Annotated in this window: 32 protein-coding genes; 15 read left to right on the forward strand and 17 right to left on the reverse strand. The window is 64.8% G+C overall.

Going from position 1 to position 26,455, the window contains the following annotated elements; all coding sequences use genetic code 11:
- Nucleotides 1-11 precede the first annotated feature (11 nt).
- The 3 genes from E4K65_RS19440 to E4K65_RS19450 all read left to right on the forward strand — a co-directional run bounded on the left by E4K65_RS19440 (nt 12) and on the right by E4K65_RS19450 (nt 2,435).
- Complete coding sequence (locus tag E4K65_RS19440; RefSeq protein WP_025575316.1) at nt 12-773, forward strand: SDR family NAD(P)-dependent oxidoreductase; 762 nt, start codon at nt 12-14, stop codon at nt 771-773.
- 9 nt (nt 774-782) lie between these two features.
- Nucleotides 783-1,202: an acyl-CoA thioesterase gene (locus tag E4K65_RS19445; RefSeq protein WP_025575318.1), complete on the forward strand. Its 420-nt coding sequence runs from the start codon at nt 783-785 to the stop codon at nt 1,200-1,202.
- Between the two features lie 81 nt (nt 1,203-1,283).
- Nucleotides 1,284-2,435 (forward strand): ABC transporter substrate-binding protein, encoded by a 1,152-nt coding sequence (locus tag E4K65_RS19450; protein WP_025575320.1) that lies wholly within the window; start codon nt 1,284-1,286, stop codon nt 2,433-2,435.
- A gap of 100 nt (nt 2,436-2,535) precedes the next feature.
- On the opposite strand, the gene E4K65_RS19455 is transcribed toward E4K65_RS19450, so the two are convergent.
- Nucleotides 2,536-3,264, reverse strand: coding sequence for a glutathione S-transferase family protein (locus E4K65_RS19455; protein WP_025575322.1), 729 nt, complete (start codon nt 3,262-3,264; stop codon nt 2,536-2,538).
- 35 nt (nt 3,265-3,299) lie between these two features.
- Nucleotides 3,300-3,563, reverse strand: a complete 264-nt coding sequence (locus E4K65_RS19460) for a hypothetical protein (RefSeq protein ID WP_025575323.1) — start codon at nt 3,561-3,563, stop codon at nt 3,300-3,302.
- Between the two features lie 124 nt (nt 3,564-3,687).
- On the opposite strand from E4K65_RS19460, the gene E4K65_RS19465 reads away from it, so the two are divergent.
- Both E4K65_RS19465 and E4K65_RS19470 read left to right on the forward strand, forming a co-directional pair.
- Nucleotides 3,688-4,386, forward strand: a complete 699-nt coding sequence (locus E4K65_RS19465; RefSeq protein ID WP_025575324.1) for a helix-turn-helix transcriptional regulator — start codon at nt 3,688-3,690, stop codon at nt 4,384-4,386.
- A gap of 5 nt (nt 4,387-4,391) precedes the next feature.
- Entirely contained in the window at nt 4,392-4,715 is a 324-nt protein-coding gene (locus E4K65_RS19470; RefSeq protein WP_025575326.1) for a YkgJ family cysteine cluster protein, read from the forward strand.
- On the opposite strand, the gene E4K65_RS47350 is transcribed toward E4K65_RS19470, so the two are convergent.
- Both E4K65_RS47350 and E4K65_RS19480 read right to left on the reverse strand, forming a co-directional pair.
- Entirely contained in the window at nt 4,712-5,110 is a 399-nt protein-coding gene (locus E4K65_RS47350) for a hypothetical protein (RefSeq protein ID WP_025575328.1), read from the reverse strand. The two genes, E4K65_RS19470 and E4K65_RS47350, sit on opposite strands and share 4 nt — an antisense overlap.
- 276 nt (nt 5,111-5,386) lie before the next feature.
- Nucleotides 5,387-5,734, reverse strand: a complete 348-nt coding sequence (locus E4K65_RS19480; RefSeq protein WP_049812135.1) for a DUF3307 domain-containing protein — start codon at nt 5,732-5,734, stop codon at nt 5,387-5,389.
- Between the two features lie 405 nt (nt 5,735-6,139).
- Between E4K65_RS19480 and E4K65_RS19485 the strand changes: the two genes are divergently transcribed.
- From E4K65_RS19485 to E4K65_RS19500, 4 genes are all read left to right on the forward strand, one after another.
- A complete protein-coding gene (locus E4K65_RS19485; protein WP_135175534.1) occupies nt 6,140-7,585 on the forward strand; it encodes a TAXI family TRAP transporter solute-binding subunit in 1,446 nt (481 codons plus the stop codon).
- A 123-nt stretch (nt 7,586-7,708) separates the two neighbouring features.
- Nucleotides 7,709-7,927 carry a hypothetical protein gene (locus E4K65_RS19490; protein ID WP_135175535.1) on the forward strand — a complete coding sequence of 73 codons (219 nt, stop codon included), beginning with the start codon at nt 7,709-7,711 and terminating at the stop codon, nt 7,925-7,927.
- A gap of 145 nt (nt 7,928-8,072) precedes the next feature.
- Nucleotides 8,073-9,182, forward strand: a complete 1,110-nt coding sequence (locus tag E4K65_RS19495) for a cyclic nucleotide-gated ion channel (RefSeq protein ID WP_025575333.1) — start codon at nt 8,073-8,075, stop codon at nt 9,180-9,182.
- Between the two features lie 12 nt (nt 9,183-9,194).
- Nucleotides 9,195-9,980 (forward strand): enoyl-CoA hydratase/isomerase family protein, encoded by a 786-nt coding sequence (locus tag E4K65_RS19500; protein ID WP_135175536.1) that lies wholly within the window; start codon nt 9,195-9,197, stop codon nt 9,978-9,980.
- Here E4K65_RS19500 and E4K65_RS19505 read toward each other — a convergent pair whose 3' ends face one another.
- A complete protein-coding gene (locus tag E4K65_RS19505) occupies nt 9,981-10,406 on the reverse strand; it encodes a DUF6157 family protein (RefSeq protein WP_135175537.1) in 426 nt (141 codons plus the stop codon).
- Nucleotides 10,407-10,423: 17 nt separating this feature from the next.
- Nucleotides 10,424-11,068, reverse strand: a complete 645-nt coding sequence (locus E4K65_RS19510) for a glutathione S-transferase family protein (protein ID WP_135175538.1) — start codon at nt 11,066-11,068, stop codon at nt 10,424-10,426.
- A gap of 87 nt (nt 11,069-11,155) precedes the next feature.
- On the opposite strand from E4K65_RS19510, the gene E4K65_RS19515 reads away from it, so the two are divergent.
- Together E4K65_RS19515 and E4K65_RS19520 are read left to right on the forward strand one after the other, a co-directional pair.
- Nucleotides 11,156-12,136, forward strand: coding sequence for a helix-turn-helix transcriptional regulator (locus tag E4K65_RS19515; protein WP_135175539.1), 981 nt, complete (start codon nt 11,156-11,158; stop codon nt 12,134-12,136).
- A gap of 136 nt (nt 12,137-12,272) precedes the next feature.
- Nucleotides 12,273-12,506, forward strand: a complete 234-nt coding sequence (locus E4K65_RS19520; RefSeq protein WP_135175540.1) for a hypothetical protein — start codon at nt 12,273-12,275, stop codon at nt 12,504-12,506.
- Nucleotides 12,507-12,562: 56 nt separating this feature from the next.
- Here E4K65_RS19520 and E4K65_RS19525 read toward each other — a convergent pair whose 3' ends face one another.
- The 4 genes from E4K65_RS19525 to E4K65_RS47355 all read right to left on the reverse strand — a co-directional run bounded on the left by E4K65_RS19525 (nt 12,563) and on the right by E4K65_RS47355 (nt 15,742).
- The gene (locus tag E4K65_RS19525) at nt 12,563-13,510 is read right to left on the reverse strand and encodes a fatty acid desaturase (RefSeq protein ID WP_135175541.1); all 948 of its coding nucleotides are present in this window, start codon (nt 13,508-13,510) and stop codon (nt 12,563-12,565) included.
- A gap of 15 nt (nt 13,511-13,525) precedes the next feature.
- Nucleotides 13,526-14,542: an alpha/beta fold hydrolase gene (locus E4K65_RS19530; protein ID WP_135175542.1), complete on the reverse strand. Its 1,017-nt coding sequence runs from the start codon at nt 14,540-14,542 to the stop codon at nt 13,526-13,528.
- A gap of 158 nt (nt 14,543-14,700) precedes the next feature.
- A complete protein-coding gene (locus E4K65_RS19535) occupies nt 14,701-15,504 on the reverse strand; it encodes an MBL fold metallo-hydrolase (RefSeq protein WP_135175543.1) in 804 nt (267 codons plus the stop codon).
- Between the two features lie 76 nt (nt 15,505-15,580).
- Complete coding sequence (locus E4K65_RS47355) at nt 15,581-15,742, reverse strand: hypothetical protein (protein WP_167770933.1); 162 nt, start codon at nt 15,740-15,742, stop codon at nt 15,581-15,583.
- Between E4K65_RS47355 and E4K65_RS19540 the strand changes: the two genes are divergently transcribed.
- Nucleotides 15,684-16,883: an MFS transporter gene (locus E4K65_RS19540; protein WP_135175544.1), complete on the forward strand. Its 1,200-nt coding sequence runs from the start codon at nt 15,684-15,686 to the stop codon at nt 16,881-16,883. The two genes, E4K65_RS47355 and E4K65_RS19540, sit on opposite strands and share 59 nt — an antisense overlap.
- Before the next feature lie 194 nt (nt 16,884-17,077).
- Nucleotides 17,078-18,028 carry a helix-turn-helix transcriptional regulator gene (locus tag E4K65_RS19545; protein ID WP_135175545.1) on the forward strand — a complete coding sequence of 317 codons (951 nt, stop codon included), beginning with the start codon at nt 17,078-17,080 and terminating at the stop codon, nt 18,026-18,028.
- Nucleotides 18,029-18,094: 66 nt separating this feature from the next.
- Here E4K65_RS19545 and E4K65_RS19550 read toward each other — a convergent pair whose 3' ends face one another.
- The 4 genes from E4K65_RS19550 to E4K65_RS19565 all read right to left on the reverse strand — a co-directional run bounded on the left by E4K65_RS19550 (nt 18,095) and on the right by E4K65_RS19565 (nt 22,167).
- Nucleotides 18,095-19,708, reverse strand: coding sequence for an acyl-CoA synthetase (locus E4K65_RS19550; RefSeq protein WP_135175546.1), 1,614 nt, complete (start codon nt 19,706-19,708; stop codon nt 18,095-18,097).
- Nucleotides 19,709-19,897: 189 nt separating this feature from the next.
- Nucleotides 19,898-20,386: a DUF2059 domain-containing protein gene (locus E4K65_RS19555; protein WP_135175547.1), complete on the reverse strand. Its 489-nt coding sequence runs from the start codon at nt 20,384-20,386 to the stop codon at nt 19,898-19,900.
- 53 nt (nt 20,387-20,439) lie between these two features.
- Complete coding sequence (locus E4K65_RS19560) at nt 20,440-21,651, reverse strand: OpgC domain-containing protein (protein ID WP_135175548.1); 1,212 nt, start codon at nt 21,649-21,651, stop codon at nt 20,440-20,442.
- A 336-nt stretch (nt 21,652-21,987) separates the two neighbouring features.
- On the reverse strand, nt 21,988-22,167 hold the full coding sequence (locus E4K65_RS19565; RefSeq protein WP_135175549.1) for a hypothetical protein: 180 nt from the start codon (nt 22,165-22,167) through the stop codon (nt 21,988-21,990).
- Nucleotides 22,168-22,258: 91 nt separating this feature from the next.
- Here E4K65_RS19565 and E4K65_RS19570 point away from each other — a divergent pair, with 91 nt between their 5' ends.
- The gene (locus E4K65_RS19570; protein WP_135175550.1) at nt 22,259-23,296 is read left to right on the forward strand and encodes a thermonuclease family protein; all 1,038 of its coding nucleotides are present in this window, start codon (nt 22,259-22,261) and stop codon (nt 23,294-23,296) included.
- A gap of 118 nt (nt 23,297-23,414) precedes the next feature.
- Here the strand turns inward: E4K65_RS19570 and E4K65_RS19575 are convergent, their stop codons facing one another.
- Nucleotides 23,415-24,167 carry an SDR family NAD(P)-dependent oxidoreductase gene (locus E4K65_RS19575; RefSeq protein ID WP_135175551.1) on the reverse strand — a complete coding sequence of 251 codons (753 nt, stop codon included), beginning with the start codon at nt 24,165-24,167 and terminating at the stop codon, nt 23,415-23,417.
- 94 nt (nt 24,168-24,261) lie between these two features.
- On the opposite strand from E4K65_RS19575, the gene E4K65_RS19580 reads away from it, so the two are divergent.
- Nucleotides 24,262-24,573, forward strand: coding sequence for an ArsR/SmtB family transcription factor (locus E4K65_RS19580; RefSeq protein WP_135175552.1), 312 nt, complete (start codon nt 24,262-24,264; stop codon nt 24,571-24,573).
- 41 nt (nt 24,574-24,614) lie between these two features.
- On the opposite strand, the gene E4K65_RS19585 is transcribed toward E4K65_RS19580, so the two are convergent.
- Nucleotides 24,615-25,496 (reverse strand): PhzF family phenazine biosynthesis protein, encoded by an 882-nt coding sequence (locus E4K65_RS19585; protein WP_135175553.1) that lies wholly within the window; start codon nt 25,494-25,496, stop codon nt 24,615-24,617.
- Between the two features lie 156 nt (nt 25,497-25,652).
- The gene (locus E4K65_RS19590) at nt 25,653-26,429 is read right to left on the reverse strand and encodes a cyclase family protein (RefSeq protein ID WP_135175554.1); all 777 of its coding nucleotides are present in this window, start codon (nt 26,427-26,429) and stop codon (nt 25,653-25,655) included.
- Nucleotides 26,430-26,455 lie beyond the last annotated feature (26 nt).

Here is a 26,455-nt window from a genome sequence, read left to right on the forward strand (position 1 = left end):
AGGAGAACGCCATGTTGTTGAAGGATCAGGCAGCCATCGTTACCGGCGGCGCATCGGGGCTGGGCGCGGCGACCGCGCGAAAACTGGCGGCGCAGGGCGCCAAGGTCGCGGTGTTCGACCTCAATGCCAAGCTCGCAGAAACCGTTGCCGCCGAGATCAAGGGCGTGGCCGTAACTTGCGACGTCTCCGATGCCGCCTCCGCTGAGGCTGCGATCGCGCAGGCGACCAAGGCCCACGGCCCTGCGCGCGTGCTGGTCAATTGCGCCGGCATCGGCGTTGCCAAGCGCGTGGTGGGCCGCGACGGCCCGATGGCGCTCGCCGATTTCGACAAGGTGATCAAGGTCAATTTGATCGGCACCTTCAACATGCTGCGCCTCGCCGCAACCGAGATGTCCAAGCTCGAGCCGCAGGCGACCGGCGAGCGCGGCGTCATCATCAACACCGCCTCCGTCGCCGCCTATGACGGCCAGATCGGGCAGTCGGCCTATTCGGCCTCAAAGGGCGGCATCGTCGGCATGACGCTGCCGATCGCGCGCGAGCTCGCACAGTTCGGCGTCCGCGTGCTGACGATCGCCCCCGGCCTGTTCCTCACCCCGCTGCTCGCCAACCTGCCGCAGGAAGCCCAGGATTCGCTCGCGGCCGCGATCCCCTTCCCGCGCCGGCTCGGCAACGCCGACGAGTTCGCCGCGCTCGCGCTGCACATGGTCGAGAATTCGTACCTGAACGGCGAAGTGGTGCGCCTCGACGGCTCGCTGCGCATGGCGCCGAAGTAAGGCCGCTCCATGTTCGTGAACCGGCGCGACGTACAGATCCAGTGGGGCGATTGCGACCCCGCCAACATCGTCTACTACCCGCGCTATTTCGCGATGTTCGACGATTCGACCTCGACCCTGTTCGAGGTCGCCGGCTTCTCGAAACAGGACCTGGTCCACAAATACGGCCTGGTCGGTATCCCCATGGTCGACACGCGGGCCAAATTCTACATCCCCTCGACCTATGGCGACTGGATCACCATCGAGACGAAGATCGAAAGCATCAAGCGCTCGAGCTTCGAGGTGAAGCACAACGTCTACAAGGCCGCCGATCTCGCCATCGAGGCATTCGAGACCCGCGTCCTGGTCGGCCGCGACCCGGCCAATCCGGAGAAGCTGAAATCGGCACCGTTTCCGGCGGAAATGGTGACGAAGTTCACGGGGAGCTAAATCGCCGCATCACCAAAAGAGGGGGCTGAATTACCCCCCGATTTCTGCTTTCAAAGACACACGTCAAGGGAGAAATAATAGATGAAACGCTTTTACCTGACCGCCGCCATCGCCGCGGCGACGCTTGCCCTGCCGGCCCTGCCCGTACTGGCGCAGACCAGCGAAATCACCATCGGCATCACCACCACCACGACCGGCCCGGGCGCCGCCCTCGGCATTCCCGAGCGCAACGCGCTGGAATTCGTGCCGAAGGAGATCGGCGGCGTGCCGCTGAAGGTGATCGTGCTCGACGACGGCGGCGATCCCACCACCGCAACCACCAATGCCCGCCGCTTCGTGACGGAATCCAAGGCCGACATCATCATGGGCTCGGCACTGACGCCCCCGACCATCGCGGTCTCCAACGTCGCCAATGAAGCCGGCATCCCGCATTTCGGTCTCGCGCCGTTTCCGATCACGCCGGAACGCATGAAGTGGTCGGTGGCGATGCCGCAGCCGATCCCGATCGTGGGCAAGGTGCTGTACGATCACATGAAGTCGAAGGGTGTGAAGACCCTCGGCTATATCGGCTACTCCGATTCCTACGGCGACCTCTGGTTCAACGACCTGAAGGCGCAGGCCGTGCCGATGGGCATGACCATCGCGGACGAGGAGCGCTTCGCCCGTCCCGATACGTCGGTGACCGGACAGGTGCTCAAGCTCGTCGCCGCCAATCCCGACGCGATCCTGGTCGGCGCCTCCGGCACCGCAGCCGCGCTGCCGCAGACCGAGCTGCGCGAGCGCGGCTATCAGGGCCTGATCTACCAGACGCATGGCGCGGCCAGCATGGACTTCATCCGCATCGCCGGCAAAGCGGCCGAAGGCGTGCTGATGGCCTCGGGCCCCGTGATGGATCCCGAGGACCAGCCGGACGAAGCCGCAACCAAGAAGCCGGGCCTTGCGCTCAACTCGGCCTATGAGGCCAAGTACGGCCCGAACAGCCGCAGCCAGTTCGCCGGTCACTCCTACGATGCGTTCGAGATCCTCAAGCGCGTCATTCCGACGGCGCTGAAAACCGCAAAACCCGGCACGCCGGAATTCCGCGAAGCCATCCGCCAGGCGCTGCTGTCGGAGAAGGAGCTGGCGGCGAGCCAGGGCGTCTACAACTTCACCGAAAAGGACCGCTACGGCCTCGACGAGCGCTCGCGCATCCTGCTCACCGTGAAGAACGGCAAGTACACGCTGGTGAAGTAAGCGCGGCGAGGGTTTTAAGACGGCGAGAGCCGGCCCAACGGGCCGGCTCTTTTCTTTTTCGTTCCAGACTCTCGGGTCGTCATGGCCGGTCTTGTGAGCGCTAGGCCGCCTGCCGCAGCGGCGTCCAGGCGAACTCCGGATAGTAATCGTCCATCATGCGGTCGACATAGGCGGTGAGGTTCGGGAAGCCCTCGGCCCGCTGCCGCAAGCCGGATTCGAAGAACGGCGTCAGCATTCCGGCGAGCATACCAAAGGCGGTGGCATCGACACCGCAGGGCTTGTTGCCCATCAGATAGGCCTTGTCGCCGAGCTGCACCGAAAGCGCGAACAGCGAGCGCACGGCGAGATCGACGTCGTCGTCGGGCGCGTGACGGCCAAGGCCGGAAAGCAGATAGTTCTCGGCGACACGGAATTGCGCATCCTCGCGCAATTTTTCGCGATTGTGTTCGGGCGCCCCGTCGAAGAAATGCGACGGGCCCTTGGCGAAGTTGACCGGATCGACCCAGCGCGCGCCGACCACCGCCCAATAGAGGTGATGCTCGATCATGCGCTCGAACGCCCAGGCCTGCGCGCGCTCGGCCAGTGACAGGCCGGCGTCGAAATCGAAGCCGTAGCGGCGCTCGATATGGGCGCGGATGAAGGTGGAATCGGCCACCGCCTCGCCGCCGTCGTCGATGAACGGCAGCTGCCCCTTGGGGGAGGCGGGCGGCATCGCGCGCTCCTTCCGGTAGGGCAGTCCCGCCATCTTGAGCTGCACCTCCGTCTTGGTGACGAAGGGGCTGATTTCCGGCAGGCCGAAGCCGGTGCCAAAGCCGTAAAGCGTGATCATGCGAGCTCTCCTGAACCTGCGAAAGTCGACGGAACCTAATGACGGGCTGCTGCCACCATGGTGGCAGCAGCCGTGATATCTTCTGCGAAACGGGCCCCTCGCCAGGCGCGGCCCATGACGTGGCGGACCAGCGCGTCCGCAGCCTGGATCAGCGAGCGTGTCACCATGGTCGCGAACGCAACGCGGAGGTCGACGACGGTGAGATCGAAAAACATGAGCCGGCTGAAGGCCAAAGCGTGCAGCACGGCCTGCGCCCGCCACAGCGGACCGGCCGGGCCGAAATGGGTTGGGACGATCATGGACAAATCCTCTTCAGTCGATGTGTTGTCCCGGTATAGAACCCCCCTGCTGCCAACATCCTGTCAGCATCCACGCGCCGGATTTTGAGCGGGCTGCGGTCAGGAACTTGGAAAGAGAATTGTCATGAGACGCGCCGACCGGCTGTTTCAGATCATCCAGGTGCTGAGGCGCACGCGTAAGCCGCTGACGGCGGATGCGATCGCGGCCGAGCTCGAGACCTCGAAGCGCACCATCTATCGCGACATCGCGACGCTGATCGGCCAGCGCGTGCCGATCCGCGGCGAGGCCGGCATGGGCTACATCCTGGAAAAGGGTTTTGACCTGCCGCCCCTCATGCTGACACCCGACGAGATCGAGGCGGCGGTGCTGGGTGCGCAATGGGTCGCGGGCCATGCCGATTCCACACTGGCGCGCGCGGCCGAAGATCTGATGGCCAAGATCGCCGACACCGTGCCCGAGCGCCTGCGCCCGTTCGTGCTGGAGCCCGCGAGCCGCGCGCGGCCGAGCTGGAACAGGGAGCCGGACCGCCTCGACATGGCGCGCACGCGCACCCAGATCCACGAAGGCAAGAAGATCATGCTGCGCTATCGCGACGAGCAGGGCCGCCCCAGCGAGCGCATGATCTGGCCGATCTCGGTCGGTTATCTCGAAGCCGTGCGCCTGCTCGCGGCTTGGTGCGAGCTGCGCAGCGACTTCCGCAGCTTTCGCACCGACCGCGTCGTGGACGCGACCTATCTCGACGAGAGATATCCGGAGCGGCGCGACGTGCTGCGCGCAAAATGGCGGCAGAGCCTGGTCTGGGGCCCGCCAAAGGACACATGACGACGATGGACGAGACATCCCCCATCGACCTGTCGAGCTGCTGCCAGAGCTGCGGTGCCTGCTGCGGCTATTCGGAGAACTGGCCGCGCTTCTCGATCGAGAGCGACGAGGAGCTTGCGGCGATCCCGGAGGCGCTCGTCAATGCGCGGCAGTCCGGCATGCGCTGCGAAGGCGACCGCTGCTCGGCGTTGCGTGGGGAGATCGGGAAAGAGACCGCCTGCGGCATCTACGCCGTGCGGCCGGAGGTCTGTCGCACCTGCATGCCGGGCGATGCCGAATGCGCGATGGCGCGGCGGAAGTTCGGGCTGCCGATGATCACGAACTCTTAAGCGGGGACGGCTTCGCTGATCTCGTCGTCGAGCTCGTCATCGAGCGGTGCAAGCACCGAGAGCGGCTTGGTCGACAGCGTGATCGGCTTGCGGCCTCCCGACAGCGACGGCGAGGATTTGGTTACGCTTTCGCGTGACAGCGCGTAGAGCGTCGAGCCGACACGGCCGCCGTTCTCGATCAGGTCGCGCTCGCTGCAGCTGCCTGCGATCGCAACCGCCAGCGAATGCAAATGGCTGCGGCGATAGCAGAACAGCGCCAGCTTCGCGCGTGCGTCAGGGGAAACACTCTCAACCAGCCTCGGCAGTCCGCTCGCGCTGGCGCGATACATTTCGCCAAGGAGCTCGTCGCGGACCGGGCAGAAATCGCTTTCAAAGGCGTCGCGGCTTGAAAACATTGCAATTCTCCCTCGTGTGGGGAAGATGCAGCGCAATTCTCTAACGAAAGGTTAACCACCCGGGACGGTAGTCACCCGGGGTGCTCGCGCGCTCCCCGCGAATCAGAGGGGGGCCGCAGGCGACTTCCCTGCGGCCATCCTTCGAGACGCCCGCCTTCGGCGGGCCCTCAGGATGAGGTTTTGATTCGCGGCGAAATGCCAGACCCTCATGGTGAGGAGCGCCGCCTTACGGCGCGTCTCGAACCATGAAGGCCAAGCAGCCAGCCGTAGCTGCCCTCAGTTCGCCGCCATGTAGATGGAGAGGCCGAACCCGGTGAGATGGTGCAGCGCCTGATCGATACCGATCAGGGTCCAGAACCAGGGATGTGCGAGGTCGACACCGAAATTGGCCGAGACGAAGCCCTTGGCCCGGTCGATCGTGATGTGGATCACGAAATCGATCAGCGCCACGAACCAGAATTTCGGCGCCACGATCAGGATCAGTGGCAGCGCTACCGCAAGGTGAATCAGGCAATGCACCAGGAGCGGCAGGGCCCAGCCGTGCTTCTGGTCCTTGCCATGCGCCATCCAGGCGGTCTGGAGGACGAAATCAGCGATGATGTGCTTGAACGTGAGCAACAACATCCAGCCAATGAGCGCCTCAACCGGAACCGCCGATGACATGGGTGGAAACGACAAAGCTGACGCCCTCATTGACGTGATCAAGAAAGATTGGAGCGTTCAGCGCAACTTCTTCTTGGGCCGGTCAAATCGCCGGGACCTCTGATTTATGACACCTCCCGCGGCGGAATGCAGCCGGGGGGAACCGGAAAATCGCCAACTGTGGCTAACTGGTGATAGCATGACCAATCGCCGCGCCGGCGCCGAGTAAGGTTACCTTCGGCTCGAAATTTGCATTCCGTGACCTTAGCGCTATCATTGGCGGTAGAGAATATCGTTCTTTTTTCAGGCGTTTACGAATTGCAGGGCCGCACGCAGCGATCAGATCCGCGAGCCGCCCGAGACCCAGAATAGGGCCAGAGTGCTGCCATGAGTACTGGAGGCCCGACCACATTGTCGGTCGAACCACCGCCCCGGCGTCCCAAGGTGATCAAGACCAATCAGCAGCAAGTCCTGCTGTACGTCGTGCTGACCCTGCTGCTGTCGCTTGCCACCGTCTGGGCCGGGCGCACGCTGGTGCACAATTCGGAGACGCTGACCTTTGCCGTCGGCGCACCCAACAGCGACGAGGCGCTGTTCGCGGCCAAGCTCGCCGCACTGCTGAAGAACAACGCCTCGCGCTTCCGCATCAAGATCGTCAACAACCCTGACAATGCCAAGGCGCTCGCCCAGTTCGACCGCAAGCAAGCCGATCTCGCCGTGCTGCGCACCGACGCCAAGGTGCCGCTGCGGGCGCGCACGCTCGCGATCCTCGAGCACGATCTCGTCCTCCTGCTCGGACCCGGCAACAAGAAGATCAAGTCGCTTGCCGAGCTGAAGAAGAAGAAGGTCGCAGTCCTCGCCGAGAACGAATCCTCGCTCGCCTTCGTCCGCAGCATCCTCGACATCCCCGACGGTCCGGACGCCGCGAAAATCCAGATGGCGCCGCAGGGCGCAACGCTCGACAAGCTGTTTGCGCCGGCGAACGGCTTCGGTGCGGTGATCGCCATTGTCCACACCTCGAAAGCGGTGCGGGACAAGGCCTATGAGCAGGTCGCCAAACGCGGCGGCTTCACGCTCAACGCGATCGACGAGACCAAGACGCTGGCGCGCAAATTCCCCGGCATTTCCGACGAGACGCTGACGGCTGGCACGCTGTCGACCTCACCTGAAATTCCCGACGACGATCTCGAAACGATCGGGCTCGAATGGCTGCTGGTCGCGCAATCCAGGATGTCGGCGACCACGGCGGGCGAACTGGCGCGAACCGTCTATGAGAACAAGTCCGCCCTCGGGCTCGACAGCGGCTTCGCCAGCAGGATCGAGCCGGCCTCCGTCGAGAAGGACGCCTATGTGATGGCGCATCAGGGCGCGGCCGATTACATCAACGACGACACCAAGTCGTTCATGGATAAGTACAGCGACCTGATGTATCTCGGCGCCGCCGCGCTCAGCGTCATCGGCTCGATCTTCGCCGCGATCTACGCCAAGATCACCCGGATCGCGCCGGAGAAGGCCAGCGAGCTCTCCACCGCCATCCTCGACATCGGCGAGCGCATCGAGCACGCCCACTCGCTGGATCAGCTCGAATGTCTCCAGGACGAGCTGGAAGGCATCCTGCGCGGCGCGGTCATCGGGCTCCGGGACGGCACGATCAGTACCGACGGGCTCGACACCTTCAAGCTCGGCTACGAATTCGTCCGCGACGAGATCGGCATGCGTCGCGACTACCTGAAACGTCGTGCCGGCGAGATCGACAAGACCGCCCACGATGCCGGCCCGCCGCCGCACGACGACAGCAACGTCGTGGTGGTCAAGACCGCGCAGAGCGCTTGATCCGCCGGGCCGGCGCCCTCAGGGCGGGGCTGGCTGAAGCCTTGCCGCTGGATCGACGGCCGGAACTCTGGAACCCTCCCGATCCGCAACCGTTGGTTTCCGGATACAGCCGGAGAACGCGCCATGCGTATGCTCCTCGTGATCTGCCTCCTGGGAATGCTGGCAGCGGTTGGATATTTCGCTTATTCAGCGATGGCGATCGAAGGCGAGCCGATCCCGACGGAAGGCTATGTGGCCCTCGCGCTGGGGGCGGGATTTTCCCTCGTCGTCGGCGTCGGCCTGATGGTCCTGCTGTTCTTCAGCAGCCGCCGCGGCTACGACGAGCCGCCGCATTTCCGGTAGCGGCTCGGCCGGCTGGCGCACCCCGCCTTCGTCTCCCCATTTGCCGCGGCCCGCGCCCGTCGTTGACGGCCTCGGCCCGGGCGGGCACTTTGGCAGCGAAGTCCCAGCCGGGACCGCAAAAGCCACCACCGAGCCGCCTTCCCGCATGTCCAAGCCGCTGATCTCCGCACTGGCCCAGTTCGTGGCCGCCACGGCCGGCCGCAACATGACCAAGGCGGCCTATGTGGCGGTCGGTGTCGGCGTGCTCAGCATGGTGCTGCTGACGGTTGGCCCGGCCTATGAGACCGCGCCCCGCTGGGTCGATGCCCTGCTCTGGGCCTGCCTCGCCTATTTCGTGTTCGAATGGGTCGTCCGGCTGCGCCACATGAGGCGAACCGAGCGCCTTGCGCTGTACATGTCCTCCTCCGCCGGCACCGTCGATGCGATCGGAGCGCTGGCCGTGCCGGTCGCGCTGATGCTCGGCGTCGAGCTGCGGACGGCCTGGCTGCTCAGCGTGCTCTGGGTGCTGAAGGTGGTGCCGGGCATTCCGGGCCTGCGCCAGCTGCGCCGCGTCCTGGTGCTTGAATCGGGGCCGCTGGTCAGCGTGCTCGTGATCTTCCTGATGGTGGTTTTCCTCGCCTCCGTCGCCGAATATTTCCTGGAGCGGGACGTGCAGCCGCAGACCTTCGGCAGCGTGCCGGCGGCGCTGTGGTGGGCGGTGGTGACCTTGACGACGACCGGCTATGGCGACGTCGTGCCGGTGACGCCTCTGGGACGCATGGTGGCGGCGCTGGTGATGATCTCCGGCCTCGGCGTGTTCGGCCTCTGGACCGGTATCCTGGCCACCGGCTTTGCCGCGGAGACCCGGCGCGACAATTTCCTCAAGACCTGGGAATCCGTCAGCAAGGTGCCGTTCTTCGCAGCGCTTGGACCGGCGGCCATCGCCGACGTCACCCACATGCTGCGCACCATGGAGCTGCCGGCGCGCACCATGATCATCCGCAAGGGCGCGCAGGGCGACTGCATGTATTTCATCGCCGCAGGTGAGGTCGAGGTCGACCTGCCGGGCAAGAAGGTGCAGCTCGGCGAAGGCGCCTTCTTCGGCGAGATGGCACTGCTCGGCAACAACATGCGCGGCGCCAATGTCTCGACCACGAAGGTGTCGCGGCTCCTGGTGCTCGACCTCGTCGATTTCCGCGTGCTGATGGCGCGGCATCCGGATCTCGCCGAGACCATCGACGCCGAGGCGAAACGGCGCACGCTCGAGAACAAGTAAACGGAGACAAGAATGTCCGATACCGCCGAGGCGGCCAGCGGCCCCGTGCTCGACATCGACGGCGCGCGCGCCACCATCCGCCTCAACCGTCCCAAGCATCTCAACCGGCTCCAGGCCGAAGACCTCGGCGAGCTCGTCAAACTGTTCGACCGGATCGAGGCTGATCCTGCGATCCGCGTGCTGGTGCTGACCGGCACCGGGCGCGCCTTCTCGGCGGGCTACGATCTGAATTCGGTCGCCGAGCGCGCGGTGAGCGCCAACGAGCAGCAGAGCGCTGGCTCCGCCTTCGAGGTGGTCGTCAACCGGCTGGAGGATCTCGGCGTACCGACGATCTGCCGGCTCAATGGCGGCGTCTATGGCGGCTCGACCGACCTCGCGCTCGCCTGCGATTTCCGCATCGGCGTCGACACCGCCGAGATGTTCATGCCGGCGGCGCGGCTCGGGCTGCACTATTACAGGAGCGGCATCAAACGCTACGTGACGCGGCTCGGCGTCGACAATGCCAAGAGGCTGTTCCTGACCGCGCAGAAGATCAGCGCGCCGGAGATGCTGCGCATCGGCTATCTCACCGCCATGGTGCCGGTGGAATTCCTGGACGAGGAGGTCGACAAGCTCGCCGGCGTCCTCGCCGGCAACGCGCCACAGGCGATGCGCGGCATGAAGCACGCCATCAACGAGTTCGCCCGCGGCGAATTGGACGAACAAGCCGCCGACCAGCGCCACCGCGACAGCATGCGCGGCGACGAGATCAAGGAAGGCATCAAGGCGTTCGCGGAGAAGCGAGCGCCCAAATTCTGATCACGCCCGCTTCGACCGCATCGCGCGCACCTGTGTGAGCTTGGGATCGCGGACGAGCGCCTGGTAGCGTTTGCTGTCGACGGCGTAAATCGCGATCCGGCCCTCACTGTCGGCATGAACGCCCCAGCCAAAGCGCTTGCCGAGGCTCGACGCCCTCATGCACGCCTGCCCCCGGGAGAAGAACGCTTCACGGGCCGCACGCTTCTCCGTCTTCGTCGCCTTCACATCGAGTTCGCGTCCCGGCGCAGACGTCGCGAAGATCACGTCGTCGGACGTGTATTTGTAGGGCGCCTTGGCGATCATCTCGTATTGCAGGCACGCCACCGTCTGCTTTGCCCCGCGGAGCGGCGGCTCCTCGCCAGTACGCGCGGGACAGTCTTCAGCAACCCGGATGAAGGTGTTGAAGCAGTTGGTCGTGTGCATCATCTGCAACCCCGGATCATTCAACCACCAACAGCCGCCGCATGCTGGGCCGCCATCTCGTCATCCGCCGCATTGATGCGCTGGAACGCGGGCCGCGATGTCATGCGCTCGGCGTAGCGGACGAAGACGTCCTTTTTCGGCACGATGCCGAACATCATCGTCCAGCTGAACGCGACGCCCCACAGGACATCCGCAGCGGTCATGCGCTCGCCGAGGAGATACGGCCCCTTCGACAGTTGCGCCTCGAGCGCGCCGAGCATGGTGTCGTAGTCGGCATAGGGCGATTGCGTGATCGGCGCCGGCTCGCGCTGCATGAACTTGTCGATCAAAGCCGGCTCGAACGATGCGCCGTAATAGGCGATCCAGCGCAGATAGGGGCCGCGCAGCGGATCGTTCAGCGCGGGCGTCAATCCGGCCTGCGGAAACAGGTCGGCGAGGTAGATGGTGATCGCGACCTGTTCGGTCACCAGCGCATCGCGATGGCGGATCGCCGGCACCTTGCCGAGCGGGTTGATTGCGAGATAAGCGCCCTGCCGCTGCTCGCCGGCCTTCATGTTGAGGACATGGAGATCGTAGGGAGCCCCCAGTTCCTCCAGCAGCACCCGCGTGCCGGTGGCGCGGCTTTGCGGCGAATAATACAGGGTGATGCGGTTCGGATCGGTCATGGCAGGTCTCCTCGGGCGCCGCCTGGCGGTGTGCACCTTGTAGCGGTTCATACCTGACATCCTGTGTCAGGTATGGTTTAAGGGATCATGCGCGCGAGCCGGATGCTGTCGATCCTCACCACCCTCCAGGCCAGGGGGCAAGTCACCGCGCCCGAGCTCGCGGAGGCCTGCGAGGTGTCGGTGCGCACGATCTATCGCGACATCGACGCACTCGCGGCATCAGGCGTCCCTGTCTATGCCGACCGCGGCGCGGAGGGCGGCTATCGCCTGCTCGACGGCTATCGCGTGCGGCTGAACGGCCTGTCGCAGAACGAGGCGGAAGCGCTGTTCCTGACCGGGTTGCCGGGGCCGGCGGCAGCGCTCGGGCTGGATGCAGCGATGATCGCCGCGCAGAACAAGCTGATGGCGGCGCTGCCCGCCAATCTGCGCGAGGACGCCGGGCGGATGCAGGAGCGTTTTCACCTCGACGCCCCCGGCTGGTTCGGCGAGGCGGAGGAGCCAAAGCATCTGCGCGCCATTGCCGGCGCGGCTCTGCGCGGGACGCTGATCAAGATCCGCTACCAGAGCTGGCGCGCCGAGAAGCAGCGCCGCGTGGCGCCGCTCGGCCTCGTGCTGAAGGGCGGCAGCTGGTATCTCGCAGGACAGGTCGACGGCAGCGTGCGCACCTATCGCGTCGCGCGCGTGCTCGATTGCACGGCGCTCGACGACCGCTTCGATCGTCCCGCCGATTTCGATCTCGCCGCCTATTGGCAGGCCGCGACGCTGCGCCTCGAGGCCGAGATGCATCCGAATGTCGCGGTCGTGCGGCTGTCGCCGTTCGGCGTCAAAATGCTCGACGCGCTGAGCCAGCCTTACGTCAGGGCGCGCACGCAGATCGAAGACGCCGCCGACGCGGACGGCTGGCGCATCGCCAGAGTGCCGACCGGCAAGACGTCATGGCACGCCGCGGCCGAATTGCTGCGGCTCGGTCCCGAGGCCGAGGTGCTGGAGCCCGCCGATCTCCGCGAGACAATGGCCGAGCTGACGCAGGCAATGGCCGCGCGCTATCGCGCGGCGCGGAAAGCATGACGGCGGCGCAACGCGCCGCAGCCGACGAAACAATCCTGAAACACGATTCCCGGCCCGCGCCGTGAACGCATTCGCATTTCGACCCGACGGAGATGCAGGGACACAACAACGGCCTCGCGCCAACTGGAGAATGAAGATGTTTCGTAAGCTTGCACTCGGTCTGATCGCTGCCGGCTCGCTCGGCGTTGCGGCTCTCGCCCCCACCGCCGCTTCGGCCCACGGCTTCCACCATCACTGGGGTCCCGGCTGGGGCTTCGGCGGAATCTACGTCAACACCGGCGTCAACAACTGCTACCAGGAGCGCGTCGTCCGGACCCGCCACGGCCTGCGCGTTCGCGTCGTGAATGTCTGCGCCTACGGTATCTACTGATACTTCGCGCCGTCGACAAAGCCCCGATCGCTCCGCGATCGGGGTTTTGCATTTGCCTAGCCGGCCTGCCGCTGCCGGCGAAACCAGGCCCAGGTCTCGCGGGTCGTCGCGATGTAGCCGCGGCCGCGATGGACGATCTCGCCGTCGACGATCTCGTTCAGCTTCGGCAAAGCGTGGAAGGGTATCGAGGGATAGGCGTGATGCTCGACGTGGTAGGGCATGTTCCACGCGAACCATTTGACGATCGCGGCGGTGTAGGTGGTGCGCGTGTTCTGGAAGGCGCTGCGGGTGCGGTCGCAGCCGGTATGCTCGGCATAGAGATAGGGCCGCAGGAAGAACTGCCCGATGACAAGCGGCACGATCCAGACCCAGAGCAGCAGCGCTGAGGAGAACCACAGCGAGAGCGCGAGCAGCAGCGCATAGAGCGCAGCATAGGCGCGCGCCTCGCGCACGATGGTGGCGCGCTTGTTTTCGGGAATCCAGGGCACCGTGACCTTGCCGGTGACGGCATGGCCGAACATCAGCCGGAGACGGCCGGCGACCTGGAGCAGGCCGCTATAGGCGAGCGCAAGCTGCGTGTCGGATTTCGGCTTCACGCCGACAATCAGCTCCGGGTCCTTGTCCGGATCCTGGGTGTAGCGGTGATGGTCCCAGTGAAACAGGCAGTAATATTCGTAAGGCTGTCCGATGATGAAGGCCGAAGGATAGCCGACCGCGAGATTGAGGCCACGGCTCCTGAAGGCGGTCTTGTGCGCGGTCTCGTGCAACGCCATGAACAGGAAGGCGACGAAATAGCCCTGCACCGCCATCAGCGGCAGCGCCCATAACACCCCCCAGGCCGAAGAGACCTTCCAGACCAACGTGCCGACCAGCACGACCAGGCCGTAATGGCTGAGGCTTTTCGCGGCCCCCCTGAGATTGGAGCGCACCGACAATTCACGCAGCATCGCCGGCGTGAGCGGCTTCAGGCGGTGGCCCGGCTCTGAAACGGTTGCGTCAGTCATGATCGGATGCCTGTCTTACTTGCTGAGGAGATCTGCGATCTCGGCCTTGAGGAAGGCCTGGTCGGGTGGATTGTTCACGGGGTTGCCGGCGCGATGGCCGTGCAGCGACGGGATCGGATGCAGCACCGCCGATTTTGCGTTGGCCAGCCGGCCGAGCTCGTCCTCGTTGTCGCGGACGTCGAAATAGCGATCGGTGGCGCCCGGCATCAGCAGCATGTGCGCCTTGATCGCGGCGAGCGCCCGGTCGAGATCGCCGCCGAATGCGGCGCAGCGGCTGATATCGCCGCGCTGCCAGATGCCGATCTGCGCCAGCAGGTCGTTGGCATCGCGCCGTGCGAACGTCGCGTCCCACCCACGGACGAGATAGTCCTCGAGCGAGCTGAAACCGGCCTCGCGCCAGAGCTCGTCGCGATAGAAGCCGTGCGACATCGCCCAGCCGGCATAGACGCGCCCCATGGCGCGGTAGCCGACCGTGGGCTTCTCGACGAAACGGCCGTCACGGAAGGCGGGATCGCCGGTCAGCGCGGCCTTCACGCCTTCCAGGAAGACATAATTATAAGGCGCACAGCGCGCACTGCCGCAGACCACCGCGGCGCGCTCGACCATCTCGGGATGAGATGCGGCCCAGTGATAGGCCTGCATGCTGCCCATCGACCAGCCATAGACCAGCGCGAGCTTCGAGATGCCGAAGCGCCCGGTCAGGAGCCGGTGCTGGACCGCGATCGCGTCGTGATAGGTGAGCTCAGGGAACGGGCCAGCCGTGTTCGAGGGCGAGGACGACAGGCCGCTGCCGAACAGATTCGGGATGATGACGAAGTAGCGTTCGGGATCGAGCACGCCGCCGGGCCCGATCAGCCATTCGGTGTCGTAATGCTGCGCGCTGAACGAGGTCGGGTAGAGGATGACGTTGTCTTTGGCCGGGCTCAGGGCGCCGTACGTCTTGTAGGCGAGCTTCATCGAGGGGAAGATGGCCCCGGACTGGAGCGTGACGTCGCCGGCCTCGAAGATCTCGTAGTCGCGCTGCGCCGTCATGGGACGAACTCCCGCTCACGCGGCCGCAGAACGCGCCGCTGAAATGGCGATGCATCGATCATGCCGGGCCGTTCACGCATCATTGCGCCACACTTAATAACTGTACAACTAGTACATATATTGGCGGGCGGCAAGATAAATCTGGTTGGCTCACCGGCTCAGGCGATGGCTGCCAGATAGCGCGCGACAGACGCCGCGAATGCGGCCTTGGCCCCGGTGGCGATGTTGCGCCCCCACCAGGCGCCATAGATGCGGTCGAAGGCGAAGGGCTCGACAACGCCGGCGATCCGCCGCACCGCGGCGGCATTGAGCGGCATGTAGTTCGGGTAGGAGTACATGAAGCTGACGAAACGGCGGTCCATCGTCACCTGCGCGATGTCGCCGGTGAGCAGCGCCCCCTTGCCGTCCGCACCCTGCCGCCAGTGCAGCATGGTCGCACCGGCGAAATGGCCGCCGCTGCGCAGCAGCACTAGGTCGTCGGAGATGCGATGGCTGTCGCCGGTCCAGTGCACGATCGACGCGTGCGGTCGCGTCACCCATTCGCGGTCATCCGCGTGCAGATAAACCGGGATACCGCCGAAAGCCTCGCTCCAGTCGGCGAGCGCGCCATAATAATGCGGATGCGAGATCGCGATCGCCTTCAGTCCGCCGAGCGAGCGCACATGCGCGATCGCCTCCGGCGTTGCCAGCGGCACGCAGTCCCACATCACGCAGCCGTCTGCGAGCGGCACGAGCAGGGCGCGCTGACCGATGGCGAAGCTCGGCTCGAGTGCAAGGCCGCTCAGGCCGAGATCGTCGCGCCAGACGACGCCGTGGCGTTCCGCCAACGCCTCGCGGGTGAGGAAGGTTTGGCCTTTCCAGCCGACGAATTGCCGTTCGTCCTCGCAGACCGGACAGGACGCGGGCGGATCGCCGCTGGCCGGGAATTGCGCGCCGCAGGTTTCGCAGGTCCAGAGGGGCATGGCCAGGATCCGAAAGAGGCCGGGACGGAGGGACGTGACATCGCCCCACGGGGCAAGTGGGGAGGAACCAACGTTGTCAACGCAGGTTACGTTCTGGTCCATGCCGGCGCAATTGCCCGGTCTTCACGATCAGTTTTGCGCGAGCCCCATCGATCGGCAGGAACACGTTCAGCGTCTCGATGACATCGCGCCCCTCCCCACCCCGCATCTGGCCGCTGTTTGCACTCAACTTCTTCATGGCCGACATGCAGTCGGGCATTGGGCCGTTCGTCGGCGTATTCCTCCAGGAACGTGGCTGGGCGAGCGGATTGATCGGCACCGCCATGACGATCGGCAATGTCGCGGGCATGCTGATCACGACGCCGATCGGCGGCTTCATCGATTCCAGCCGCAACAAGCGCCTGTGGGTCGTCATTCCCGGCATCTGCGTCGTTCTCGCATCCGCGCTCATCCTGATCTCGCAGAATTTCTGGGCGGTGACCTTCTCGCAAGTCGCGCAATCGATCGCGAGCGCCGCCATCGTGCCGGCGGTAACAGGCATCACGCTCGGCATCGCCAGGCAAAAGGGCTTCAATGCGCTGAACGGCCGCAACCAGGCGTTCAACCATGCCGGCAACATGGTGGGCGCCGCACTGTCGGGCTATCTCGGCTACAGATTCGGTTACGTCTCCGTGTTCGCGCTGGCGGCCCTGTTCGGGGTCATCGCGATCGCCTGCGTGCTGATGATCCCGGCGAAAACGATCGACGATCGCGCCGCGCGCGGCTGCAAGGAGGACGATCCGGACAGCGCGCCTGACGCGCTCACGATGCTGCTCAAGCACAGGCCGCTGCTCGTGCTGGCGCTGGCGCTCGCTCTGTTCCATCTCGGCAACGCCGCCATCGTGCCGCTCTATGGACTTGCGGCGGTGGCCGAGGGCCAGGCCAACGGTCCGAGCTTCGTCGCGACCACTATCGTGATCGCACAGGGCGTGATGATCGTGACGTCGTTGATCGCGATGCGGGCGGCAAGCAAGCGCAACTATTGGCCGATTATTCTTGTCTCCTTCATGTTCCTGCCGGTCCGCGGCGTCCTCGCCTTCTTCGTCACGGGATGGTGGGGCGTCGTGCCGATGCAGGTGCTCGACGGCATCGGCACCGGGCTCCAGACGGTTGCCGTCCCCGGCATGGTCGCCCGCTCGCTCAACGGCACCGGCCGCATCAATCTCGGCCAGGGTGCCGTCATCACGGTGCAGGGCGTCGGCGCAAGCCTGAGCCCCGCGCTCGGCGGCTGGATCGCGGAGTGGATCGGCTACGCCCCGACCTTCCTGCTGCTCGGCGGATTCGGCCTCGCTTCGATGGCGCTGTGGCTCGCGTTCGGGGCTGCGGTGAAGAAGTATTGAGGCCAGCCGCCGGACGGACGCCACGGCGCCAACTGCTTTTACGATCCGGGCATGCCAGGCTGCGGCACCTGGTCGCGGTCTCAATGCGTCATCGCGAGTGGCTTTTCACGCAATCCAGCGCTTTTGCCGCTTGCGGCGCATCGGCCCGAAGATACAACCTGCGACATATCGCAACGAACTTTCCTTCTCGATCGATGACCCAGCCTCAACTCTCGTTCGATGGCGACCCGAACGGCCAGGCCTATGAGAGATGGCGCGAGCAGTTTTGCCGCCAGGTGGCGAACGTCGATTTCGTGCCGGTCGGGGAAGGACGCGTTCACCGGACCATTGCGCCGGCCATTCTTCCACGCCTCAGACTCTCGGCCTCGTTCGGCACGCCGCTTTCTTTCGTGTCACTGGGGACGAACGACGAATTGGTGATCACGATGTCGCCGAATTCGGCGTTGAGCGGGGCCATGGGAAAACGCCCGCTGGAGATCGCCGCGGGCGACATCACGATCGGCGATCCCTCGATCAAGGGCGCCCACATCACCCAGACGGCCTACGGAAATTTCCAGACCGCGCTGCTGCCGCGCAAGGCGCTGCTGCGCGCGTGCCCGAATGCCGAAGACCTGATCGCGCAGTCGATCCCCGGCGCCAATCCGATCACGTCGATGTATCTGCGATATTACGATCTCGCGCATGCCTATGCCGACAAGCTCGCGCCCGCGGAGCTCGACGCCGTCTCTCAGCATTTGTTCGACCTCGCCGTGCTGATGATCGGAGCGCGCGGCGATGTCGCCGAGGAAGCGCGCATGCGTGGCCTTGCGGCGGCGCGTTTCGAAACCCTCAAATCCGACATCCTGATGCAGCTGGGCAACCCCGCGCTGTCGCTCACCGATCTTGCAGCCGCGCACCGGGTCAGCCCGCGCACGATCCAGTTGCTGTTCGAGCAGGCCGGCATCACCTATAGCGGATTCGTGCTGGAGCAGCGATTGCTGCGCGCCGAGCGGCTGCTTCGAAATCCAAATTTGCGCACGCGCAAGATCATCGAGATCGCGCATCTTGCCGGATTTCACGACGTCTCCTACTTCCATCGCGCGTTTCGCCGCCGCTTCGGACGGACACCGGACGATGTCAGGAAGCTGGCCGGCGACGTCGGCTAGACGACGCCGCGGTACTGCCGCGACGACTGCTCGAGCCGGGCCGGGACGTCACCACTTCGCCCGCCCTCACGTCCCGAAATTCTTCTGGATCGCCTTGTCGAGCGTCTCGCCGCCGACGAAGCGCTGGCGCAGCTCGCGCTTGAGCAGCTTGCCGCTCGGGTTCTTGGGCAGCGCGTCGACGAAGATGACCCGCTTGGGCACCTTGAAATGCGCCATCTGGCCGGCGCAGTGCTTGATCACGGACTCCTCGTCGAGCTTCTCGCCGCTCTTGACCACGACGATCGCAGTGACCGCCTCGATCCAGCGCGGATCGGGCAGGCCGACGACGGCGACCTCGGACACCGCCGGGATGCGGTAGACCATCTCCTCGACCTCGCGGCTCGCGACATTCTCGCCGCCGGTCTTGATCATGTCCTTGACGCGGTCGACCACGGTGATGTGGCCCTCTTCATCGACGGTGGCGAGATCGCCGGAGTGAAACCAGCCGCCGGAGAACGCCGCCGCGGTCTTGACGGGATCGTTGTAATAGCCGGACAACAGGTGCGGCGAGCGGTGCACGATCTCGCCGACCTCGCCGACCCTGACGTCCTCCATCGCGGTATTGACCACACGCGTCTCGACGTTCAGCACCGGCTTGCCGGCCGAGCCTGCCTTGCGCAGTTGGTCCCCGGGGCGCAGCACGGTCGCGAGCGGCGCGATCTCGGTCTGGCCGTAGAAATTCCAGAACTTGACGTTGGGCAGACGGCGCTGCAGCTCCAGCAGCACCTCGACCGGCATGATCGAGGCGCCGTAATAACCCTTCTGCAGCGTCGACAGATCGGTCTTGTCGAAATTGGGCGAGCGCAGCATCGCGATCCAGATCGTCGGCGGCGCGAAGAAGGACGTGATCCCGTGCGCCTGGATCAGGGCCAGGATGTTGTCGGCGGTCGGCTTGCCCGTGATCACGCCGGAGGCGCCGAGATAGACTTGCGGCCCCAGGAACACGTCGAGCTGGGCGCAATGATAGAGCGGCAGCGCATGCAGGAACTTGTCGTCCACGCTCATGCCGCCGTCGATGATGCAGCTGACATATTGCCACATCACCGCTTCATGGGTCAGCATCGCCCCCTTGGGCAGCGACTCCGTTCCGCTGGTGTAGACGATCTGCGCGAGGTCGCGGCTGTCGACCGACGCCTCCAGGAACGCGCCGTCGGCATGAAGCAGATCGTCGAAGGTGGTGAGGCCGGCCGGCGCGGTGGCGGGATCCTCGCCCGGCAGCCAGATCATCTTCTCGACCGCACAGTCCTTCGCCGAGGCGGCACGCGCGGGCTCGACGAAATCAGGTCCGGTCGCGAGCAGCTTTGCGCCGGAGCTCTTCAGGATGAAATTGATCTCGTCCGGATTGAGCATGAAGTTGATCGGCACCAGCACCGCGCCGATTCGCGCCACCGCGAAGCGGAGCGCGGCAAAGGCGTGCGAGTTGCGCGAGAGCACGGCGAGGCGATCGCCCCTCTTGACGCCGAGGCCGAGCAGGCCGCGGCCGAGCCGGTTGCAGATCGCGTCCATCTCGGCAAAAGTCCAGCTCACGCTGCCGCAGCTCACTGCGAGCTTGTTCGGCTCCCGCCCTGCCGAACGGCGCAGGAGATCGCCAATGGAATGCTCGCGCGCTTTCGAGATGGTGGCTGCGATGTCGCCGGACATTTCCATTCCCCAAGATTTGCAATTTGCGCGAAGCGTAGTCGGCGCTGTCGGCTCCGTCAAATTCCATGCGGCCGGCGTCATGACGCAAGAACCTGGCGGCGATTGTGATGTTCATCTCCGACGTGCACAGCCTTGGGGGTGAAGCTCGCACCGGACCTTAGCTGCTCGTGGCCTTGCGCTGTTTTTCGCTTAGAGCTTGTGTCCCTTCTGCCGCAGCGCCTCGATCAGGCGCTGCTTCAGCTCGTCGGCCGCCTTCTGGCTGACGTCCTGGCCGATCTGCGTGCTCGCCTGCGTCAGCGCATCCGACTTCTCCAGAAACTTCCGTCCGGCCGGCTGGGCGTAGAACGCCTCGATCTGGCGCAGCTCATCGAGGGTGAAGCTGGCGGCGTAGAGAGCCGCGATCTGATCGATCATCGAGGTGACGAACGGAGCGTAGATCTCGGAGCCAGGCGCCGTCAGCGCATCATAGTCGCGCTCGATCTCCGGCCTGTCCTGGGCGACCACGGGCCTGAGCTTGAGCAGGAGCTGCGGCAGCAATACGCGGTATTGATCCGCGATCTTCAACGTGACCACCAGCTTGCGCGCCGCATTCATCGCCTCCGGCGACGGTGCCTGTGCGGAGGCGCCGCAGACCAGGAACAGGAGAGCGCCGGCGATCGTCAACAAACGTCTGGACATGAACCTCTCCGTTGGATCTCTCCGTGAGATGGCGGGCTGGCGCCATGATGCTTTCAGCGGCTCGCGGGCGTCGCGGCCGCCGCCGGAGCGCCTTCGACTGCGGGCTCGGGATCCTCGACCTCCGTCACCTTCACGAACAGGTTCGGCACCCGCTCGGTACGACCGAGCAGCCAGGCGGCGCCGATCATGATGACGATGCCGGCGGCGGAGACGGCGAGCTGCTCCCAGGCGCCCTTGGTGTATTGCGTCAGGATCCAGTGCGCGGAGAACGAGAGGAACACCCCCAAGCAGAAGATCGGCAGCGAATGCTGGCCGCAGAGGATGACGGGGCGCAGCCAGGGTCCGTGCAGCAACCGCCATTTGCGCGAGATGAAATGGGTGACCCAGATCGCCAGCGCCAGGAAATGCGTAAAGCGCAGCATGTCGAGATCGGTCTTGTCGATCGGGTAGATCGCCTTGATCATCCATTTCGGGATCAGGGCCTCGAGCGCAGGCACGTGCCAGGTCATCACGATCAGGAGCGCGAAGACGAGCCAGGCCGCCGCGAGCGTCATCGCCGCCTTCGACCAGACCCATGTCGCGATCTTCCCGATCTGGCCGATGCCGCACCAGGCCGCGAACACGAACATCAGCTGCCAGCAGAACGGGTTGAAGTACCAGTGGCTACCTGGCGGATAGGACGCCACGTTCCAGTCGAACCAGCGCGACAGCACATAGAGCACCACGGACGCCGCAAGCGTCAGGTTCGGCCGCCGCACCAGGCACCAGACGATGAAGGGCGCGGCGAACACCAGCGTGATGTAGAGCGGCAGCACGTCGAGATTGACCGGCTTGTATTTCAGCAGAATCGCCTGCCCGATCAGCTCGTCCGGATGCGACAGGAAATTGAATACGTTGAACTCGTGCTCGTACATCGGATTGTCGAAGCGGCGCGCGGTGCGCGCGATCTGCGCCGTGAACAAAAGGAACAGCATGATGTGGGCGACGTACATCTCGGCGGCGCGCCGCCACAGCCGCTTGAGCGCGGCTAGAAACCAGCCGCCCGCGATGATCGGCCCGTAGATCCAGCCGACGAGGTAGCCGGAGATGAAGACGAAGAACTCGGCGGCGTCGCTGAAGCCGTAGTTGCGCAGCGTCAGCCAGGCCACGACGTCGTGCGGGATGTGGTCGAGGAAGATCATCCACAGCCCGATGCCGCGGAAAAGATCGAGCCGCAGGTCGCGCTCGACCGGCGCCAGGAGTGCCGACTGGTCTCGTGTGATCATGGCCCCGCCTCTTCCCGTGGGCGTCGCGCCATGGCGGCGCCGGCAAAATGGAATGCTAAAAAATCCGTATCAAAAGATCACCTGGCCCTGCGGCTAGCTGACTGCCAACGGTAGCCGACCCAGGTGTCCGCGCAAGAGACTTCGTCATCACGGGCGGCGGTGACCGCTGCCGGGCCGCGCCGAAGCGGCGGCCGGCTCACAAAACATCGAAAACAACCCCATGCACAGTAGAAGGGGCAGCCTAAGTCGTTGTTTTATATAATAAATAACGGAATATCGGGCCCGACAATCGCCACCGACGGTACGATCGCACGCCAGGCGGATGGAACGGCAAGATCAGGTGAGCGCGACGCCCCGAGCGAGCATCCCGTTCAGCATCGCCTCCTTCTGGTTCAGCGGCAGCGCGCCGCTGTCGGACGCGATCGCAATCGCCGCGCGGAGGGCGGCAAGGATCGCGGCCTTGTTCTCTTCGCCCGCGGGCGGCGTCACCACGGCTTCGCCGCCGCGCCCCGTCATGGGCCTGTCGCACGAAAATGATCCGTTCCTTCCAGCCGTGCGCGAGTCGCCTGCTCGAGGCGACCGTCGCGCCCGTTGACAGGAGCGGCCGATGCCCGTGGGACTGCTGGAGGTCGAAGGCACCATCGAGGTCAGCCAGTTCTGGCCGGAGGGGCGGTCTGACGCCGACACCACCAAAGTCGTGGTGGCCATCGCGCCCAATGCGATCCGCTTTCGCAAGAACGACACCTCGCCATTCCAGTCGACCCACGTCTTCGACAACGCCAAGGTCAAGGGCCGAACCAACACGGCGCCGATCAAGAACGGCAAGCTGACCGTTCGCCTTCAGGGCATCGACGCGCCGGAGCTGCACTACCAGCCCTCGCCGCTGTCGCCCGCCGAGAAGAAGGGCCTGACGGATGCCAAGCGGCAGGCCTATCACGAGGTCACGCACCCCTACCGGCAATTCCTCGGCGCGACGTCGAGCAAGGCGCTGCATGATTTCCTCAGCCGTGCCGGCGGACCGACGCTGGCCTGCCGGGTGTTCACCCATGTCGATGCGCCGAACGAGGTGTTCGACACCTATGGACGACTGGTCGGCGACATCGAGGTGACGGTCGCGAACCGGACGGTCGACATCAACCACTGGCTGGTCGAGCAGGGCTTTGCCTATCCGACGTTCTACTCCTCGATGAACGACGACGAGATCAAGGCCTTCCTCGCCCTCGCCAAGACCGCGCGGACGAAGAAGCTGCTGGTCTGGAAACATCTCGCCAGGACGATTCCCGCGTTCGACTTCGACCTGCGCGAGCCCAGGAAGAACGAGACAGACGTGCTCGCGACCGACAAGGGCCCGGTGATCATGCCAAAGCTCTACCGCCGCTACACCAACTGGTCGGCGCGCAAGAAGGCGAAGGTGACCAGCCAGAACTTCCAGAAGTTCCTGGGCGAAGGCTCCGGCGGCAAGCCCGACACCTGCTATGCGATCGACGACTTCCTGACCAACGGCGTGCACTCGGCCACGCCGCGGAATTTCGCGGAGTTCGTCGAGGGCGGGAAGACGATCAAGTTTCAGCCGGAGGGGCTGGTGTTCGGGGAGGCGCCGTCGAGCCTGGTGGGAGCGGACAACAAGCCCATCATCCATTTCTGACGCTTGTCTGTCGCCAAAACAAAAATGGCCCGCTCAATGCGGGCCATTTTCTCATCCAAAGCGGTGAAGTCCGAACTTGGCCTTCAGCGACGTCGCGCCCGCGAGAGCACGCGCCTCGTCAGCGAAGACCGCCGGTGACGTGAAGCGTCTCGCCGGTGACGTAGGACGCCTCGTCCGAGGCGAAGAAGGCCACCGTGGCAGCGATCTCCTCAGCCTTGCCGATGCGGCCAAGCGGGGTGACGGATTCGATCCAGTTGCGCATGTCGCCCTCGTGCAGGCCGGCCGACACGACGCCTTCGGTGGCGATCATGCCCGGATTGACGGCGTTGACGCGGATCTTGCGCGGCGCCAGCTCCTTCGCCAGCACGGCGGAGATCGCATCCACCGATGCCTTCGTCGCGGTGTAGACGGCGGTGTTCGCCGGCGCGATGGTCGATACGCCGGAGCTGATGTTGATGATGCTTCCGCCATTGGCGTTGAAGTGCTTCGACACTTCACCCGAGACCAGGAGAAGGCCGAGCACGTTGAGGTCGAAATGCTTGTGGAAATGCTCGGGCGTGATGGCCTCGAGTGGTGCGAATTCGTAAACGCCCGCGTTGTTGACGAGGATGTCGATCGCACCGAACGCCTTCACGGTCTCCTCGACGACGCTTTTCACGTCCTTGGCGTCGGCGAGGTTACCGCGGACTGCGACGGCCTTGCCACCCTTGGCGACAATGGCGGCGACCACGCGGTCGGCGGCCTCTTTGCTGGCGCTGTAGTTGACGGCGACCGCCGCACCCTCGGCCGCGAGCCGGGCGGAGATTGCGGCACCGATGCCTTTGGACGCGCCGGTCACGAGCGCAACTTTGCCTTCAAGTCTCTTGGTCATCGCATGTCTCCGTTGTTCGGCGGGATGCCGAAATTCAATAGTTCAATACTAGTGAACTATTGAACCAGTTCAAGGGACATGCTATATTTTGGGCATGGCGCAGTTCGTTCACCCGGCGCGGGAGGAGATTACACTGGCCGGGGTGCTCGGCGCCCTCGCGGATCCTATGCGGCTGCGTATCGTCAAAAGCCTGGCCGCGCAAAACGAGTGCATGTCGTGCACCGAGGCAGCGCCTTGCCCTGACATGGCGAAGTCGACCCTGTCGAACCATTTTCGGATACTGCGGGAAGCCGGCCTGGTCCGGACGTCAAAGCAAGGCGTCCAGCACCGCAACGTCCTGCGCGAGGAGGACATCAACGCGCGATTTCCGAAACTGCTCAAGATGATCCTGAGCTTTCCGGACTGAAGGCATTCGCGCTGAAGGCACAGGTGTAGCCGCCGTCCCTGCTACGGCTGCAAGACGTGCTGCTCCGCGCGCGTGACCGAGCCTCCCAGCAGGCAACCGACGGGCCTACTGCCCGCGAAGCCGAGGCGCACCCGGATCTCGGACAACGCTCCCATCGCGCGGCCCTGCATGATGGTGATCCGCTCGCTGTTGGGTTCAACCAGTTCGTTCTTGAGCAGTCCGAACGCAAGCGCCGCGGCGGCAATGCCGGTGGCAGCATCTTCCGGGTAACCGGACGACTTCGGAAACTGCCGCGCCTCGAAACGTCGTTCGCCCTGGTGGTCGATGGCGTAGGGGTAGAGTCCGGTGGACCCGATCCGTCCACAGCACGCCTCGATCTGCGCCGGGTCCGGCACCAGTTCGCTGAGCTCGCGGACGCCCTTGATCGGGATGAGCGTCTTCACGCGTGACGTGACGGCGTTCTGCACAGGTAGGTCAAGCAGATCGCGGCGCGACAGCTTGAGCGTCGACAGAACGTCCTCCTCTTCGGCATGCGAGAGATCAACGACCTTGCCGACGGGCTGGCTGATTTCGACGGACGGATCGCCCGAGTCCACACGATCGACATAACCCGTCACCGATCCACTGCGCGTCTCGATGCGGACCTGTTCGCCCGGCAAGCGCCCCTTGGTCGCGAGGACCCAGAGCGCGCCGATCGTCGCATGACCGCACATCTCCATCTCGTGCCGCGGAACCCAGAACCGGAAGACGTAGTCAGACTCGAGCCCTGGTGACGGCAGAACGAAGCCCGACTCATGCCCAAATTGCTGAGCTACCGACTGCATCCCCGCAGCGAGAAGGTTCGATGCATCGATGACAATTGGACAGGGATTGCCGCCCCGCCCCATGTGGGTGAACACATTGACAAGCTCGACCTCGGTCATCGGATAGCTCACTTCAAGGAAAGCAGGACAGCGATGGTATAGCTGTCGCAGCGACATCCGAGAACGCCGATTTTGTCGAGCAGCTCGGCACGATTAAAGGGGCCCCCGTGCAGTCACCAAAGCAAAATGGCCCGCTCAACGCGGGCCTTGAGAAGCTCAGCTCTCCAAAATCGCGACCGCTCGCGTCCAACCCGCCGAGGCTCGTTCGATCTTCACGGGGAAGCATGACACCTTGAAGCCGGTTGACGGCAGCAGTTCGAGATTGTGCAGCTTCTCGAGATGGCAATAGCCGATATGGCGGCCGGCCTTGTGACCTTCCCAGATCAGGCTTGCGTCCCTCGTCTCGGCGTATTTTTTTGCGGTATGAACGAACGGCGCGTCCCAGCTCCAGCCGTCGATGCCGGTCAGGCGCACACCGCGCTCGAGCAGGTACATGGTTGCTTCATAGCCCATGCCGCAGCCCGACGTGACGTAGTCCTGCCGGCCATATTTGGCGCCGGCGCTGGTGTTGACCACGACGATCTCGAGCGGCTTCAGCTCATGGCCGATGCGCTTGAGCTCGGCCTCGACGTCCTTGGCCGTTGCGACATAGCCGTCCGGCAAGTGCCGGAAGTCGAGCTTCACGCCGGGCTGGAAGCACCATTCCAGCGGCACCTCGTCGATGGTCCAGGAACGCTCGCCGCGATTCATGGTGGGGTGAAAATGCCAGGGCGCGTCGAGATGCGTGCCGTTGTGGGTCGAGAGGCTGACCTGCTCCACCGCCCAGCCCTGCCCGTCCGGCAGATCCTCGGCCTTCAACCCGTCGAAGAACTGCAACATGCGCGGCAGGCCCTGCTGGTGGTTGATGTACTGAATCGTCGGATGATTGCCAGGCGGGTCGGCCGGCACGTCGTTCTGGAGGGGGACGGAAATGTCGATCAGCTTGCTCGTCATGGCGTTTCCTCGTTGATTGTTCTCGT

Source organism: Bradyrhizobium niftali, assembly GCF_004571025.1.
Taxonomy (GTDB): domain Bacteria; phylum Pseudomonadota; class Alphaproteobacteria; order Rhizobiales; family Xanthobacteraceae; genus Bradyrhizobium; species Bradyrhizobium niftali.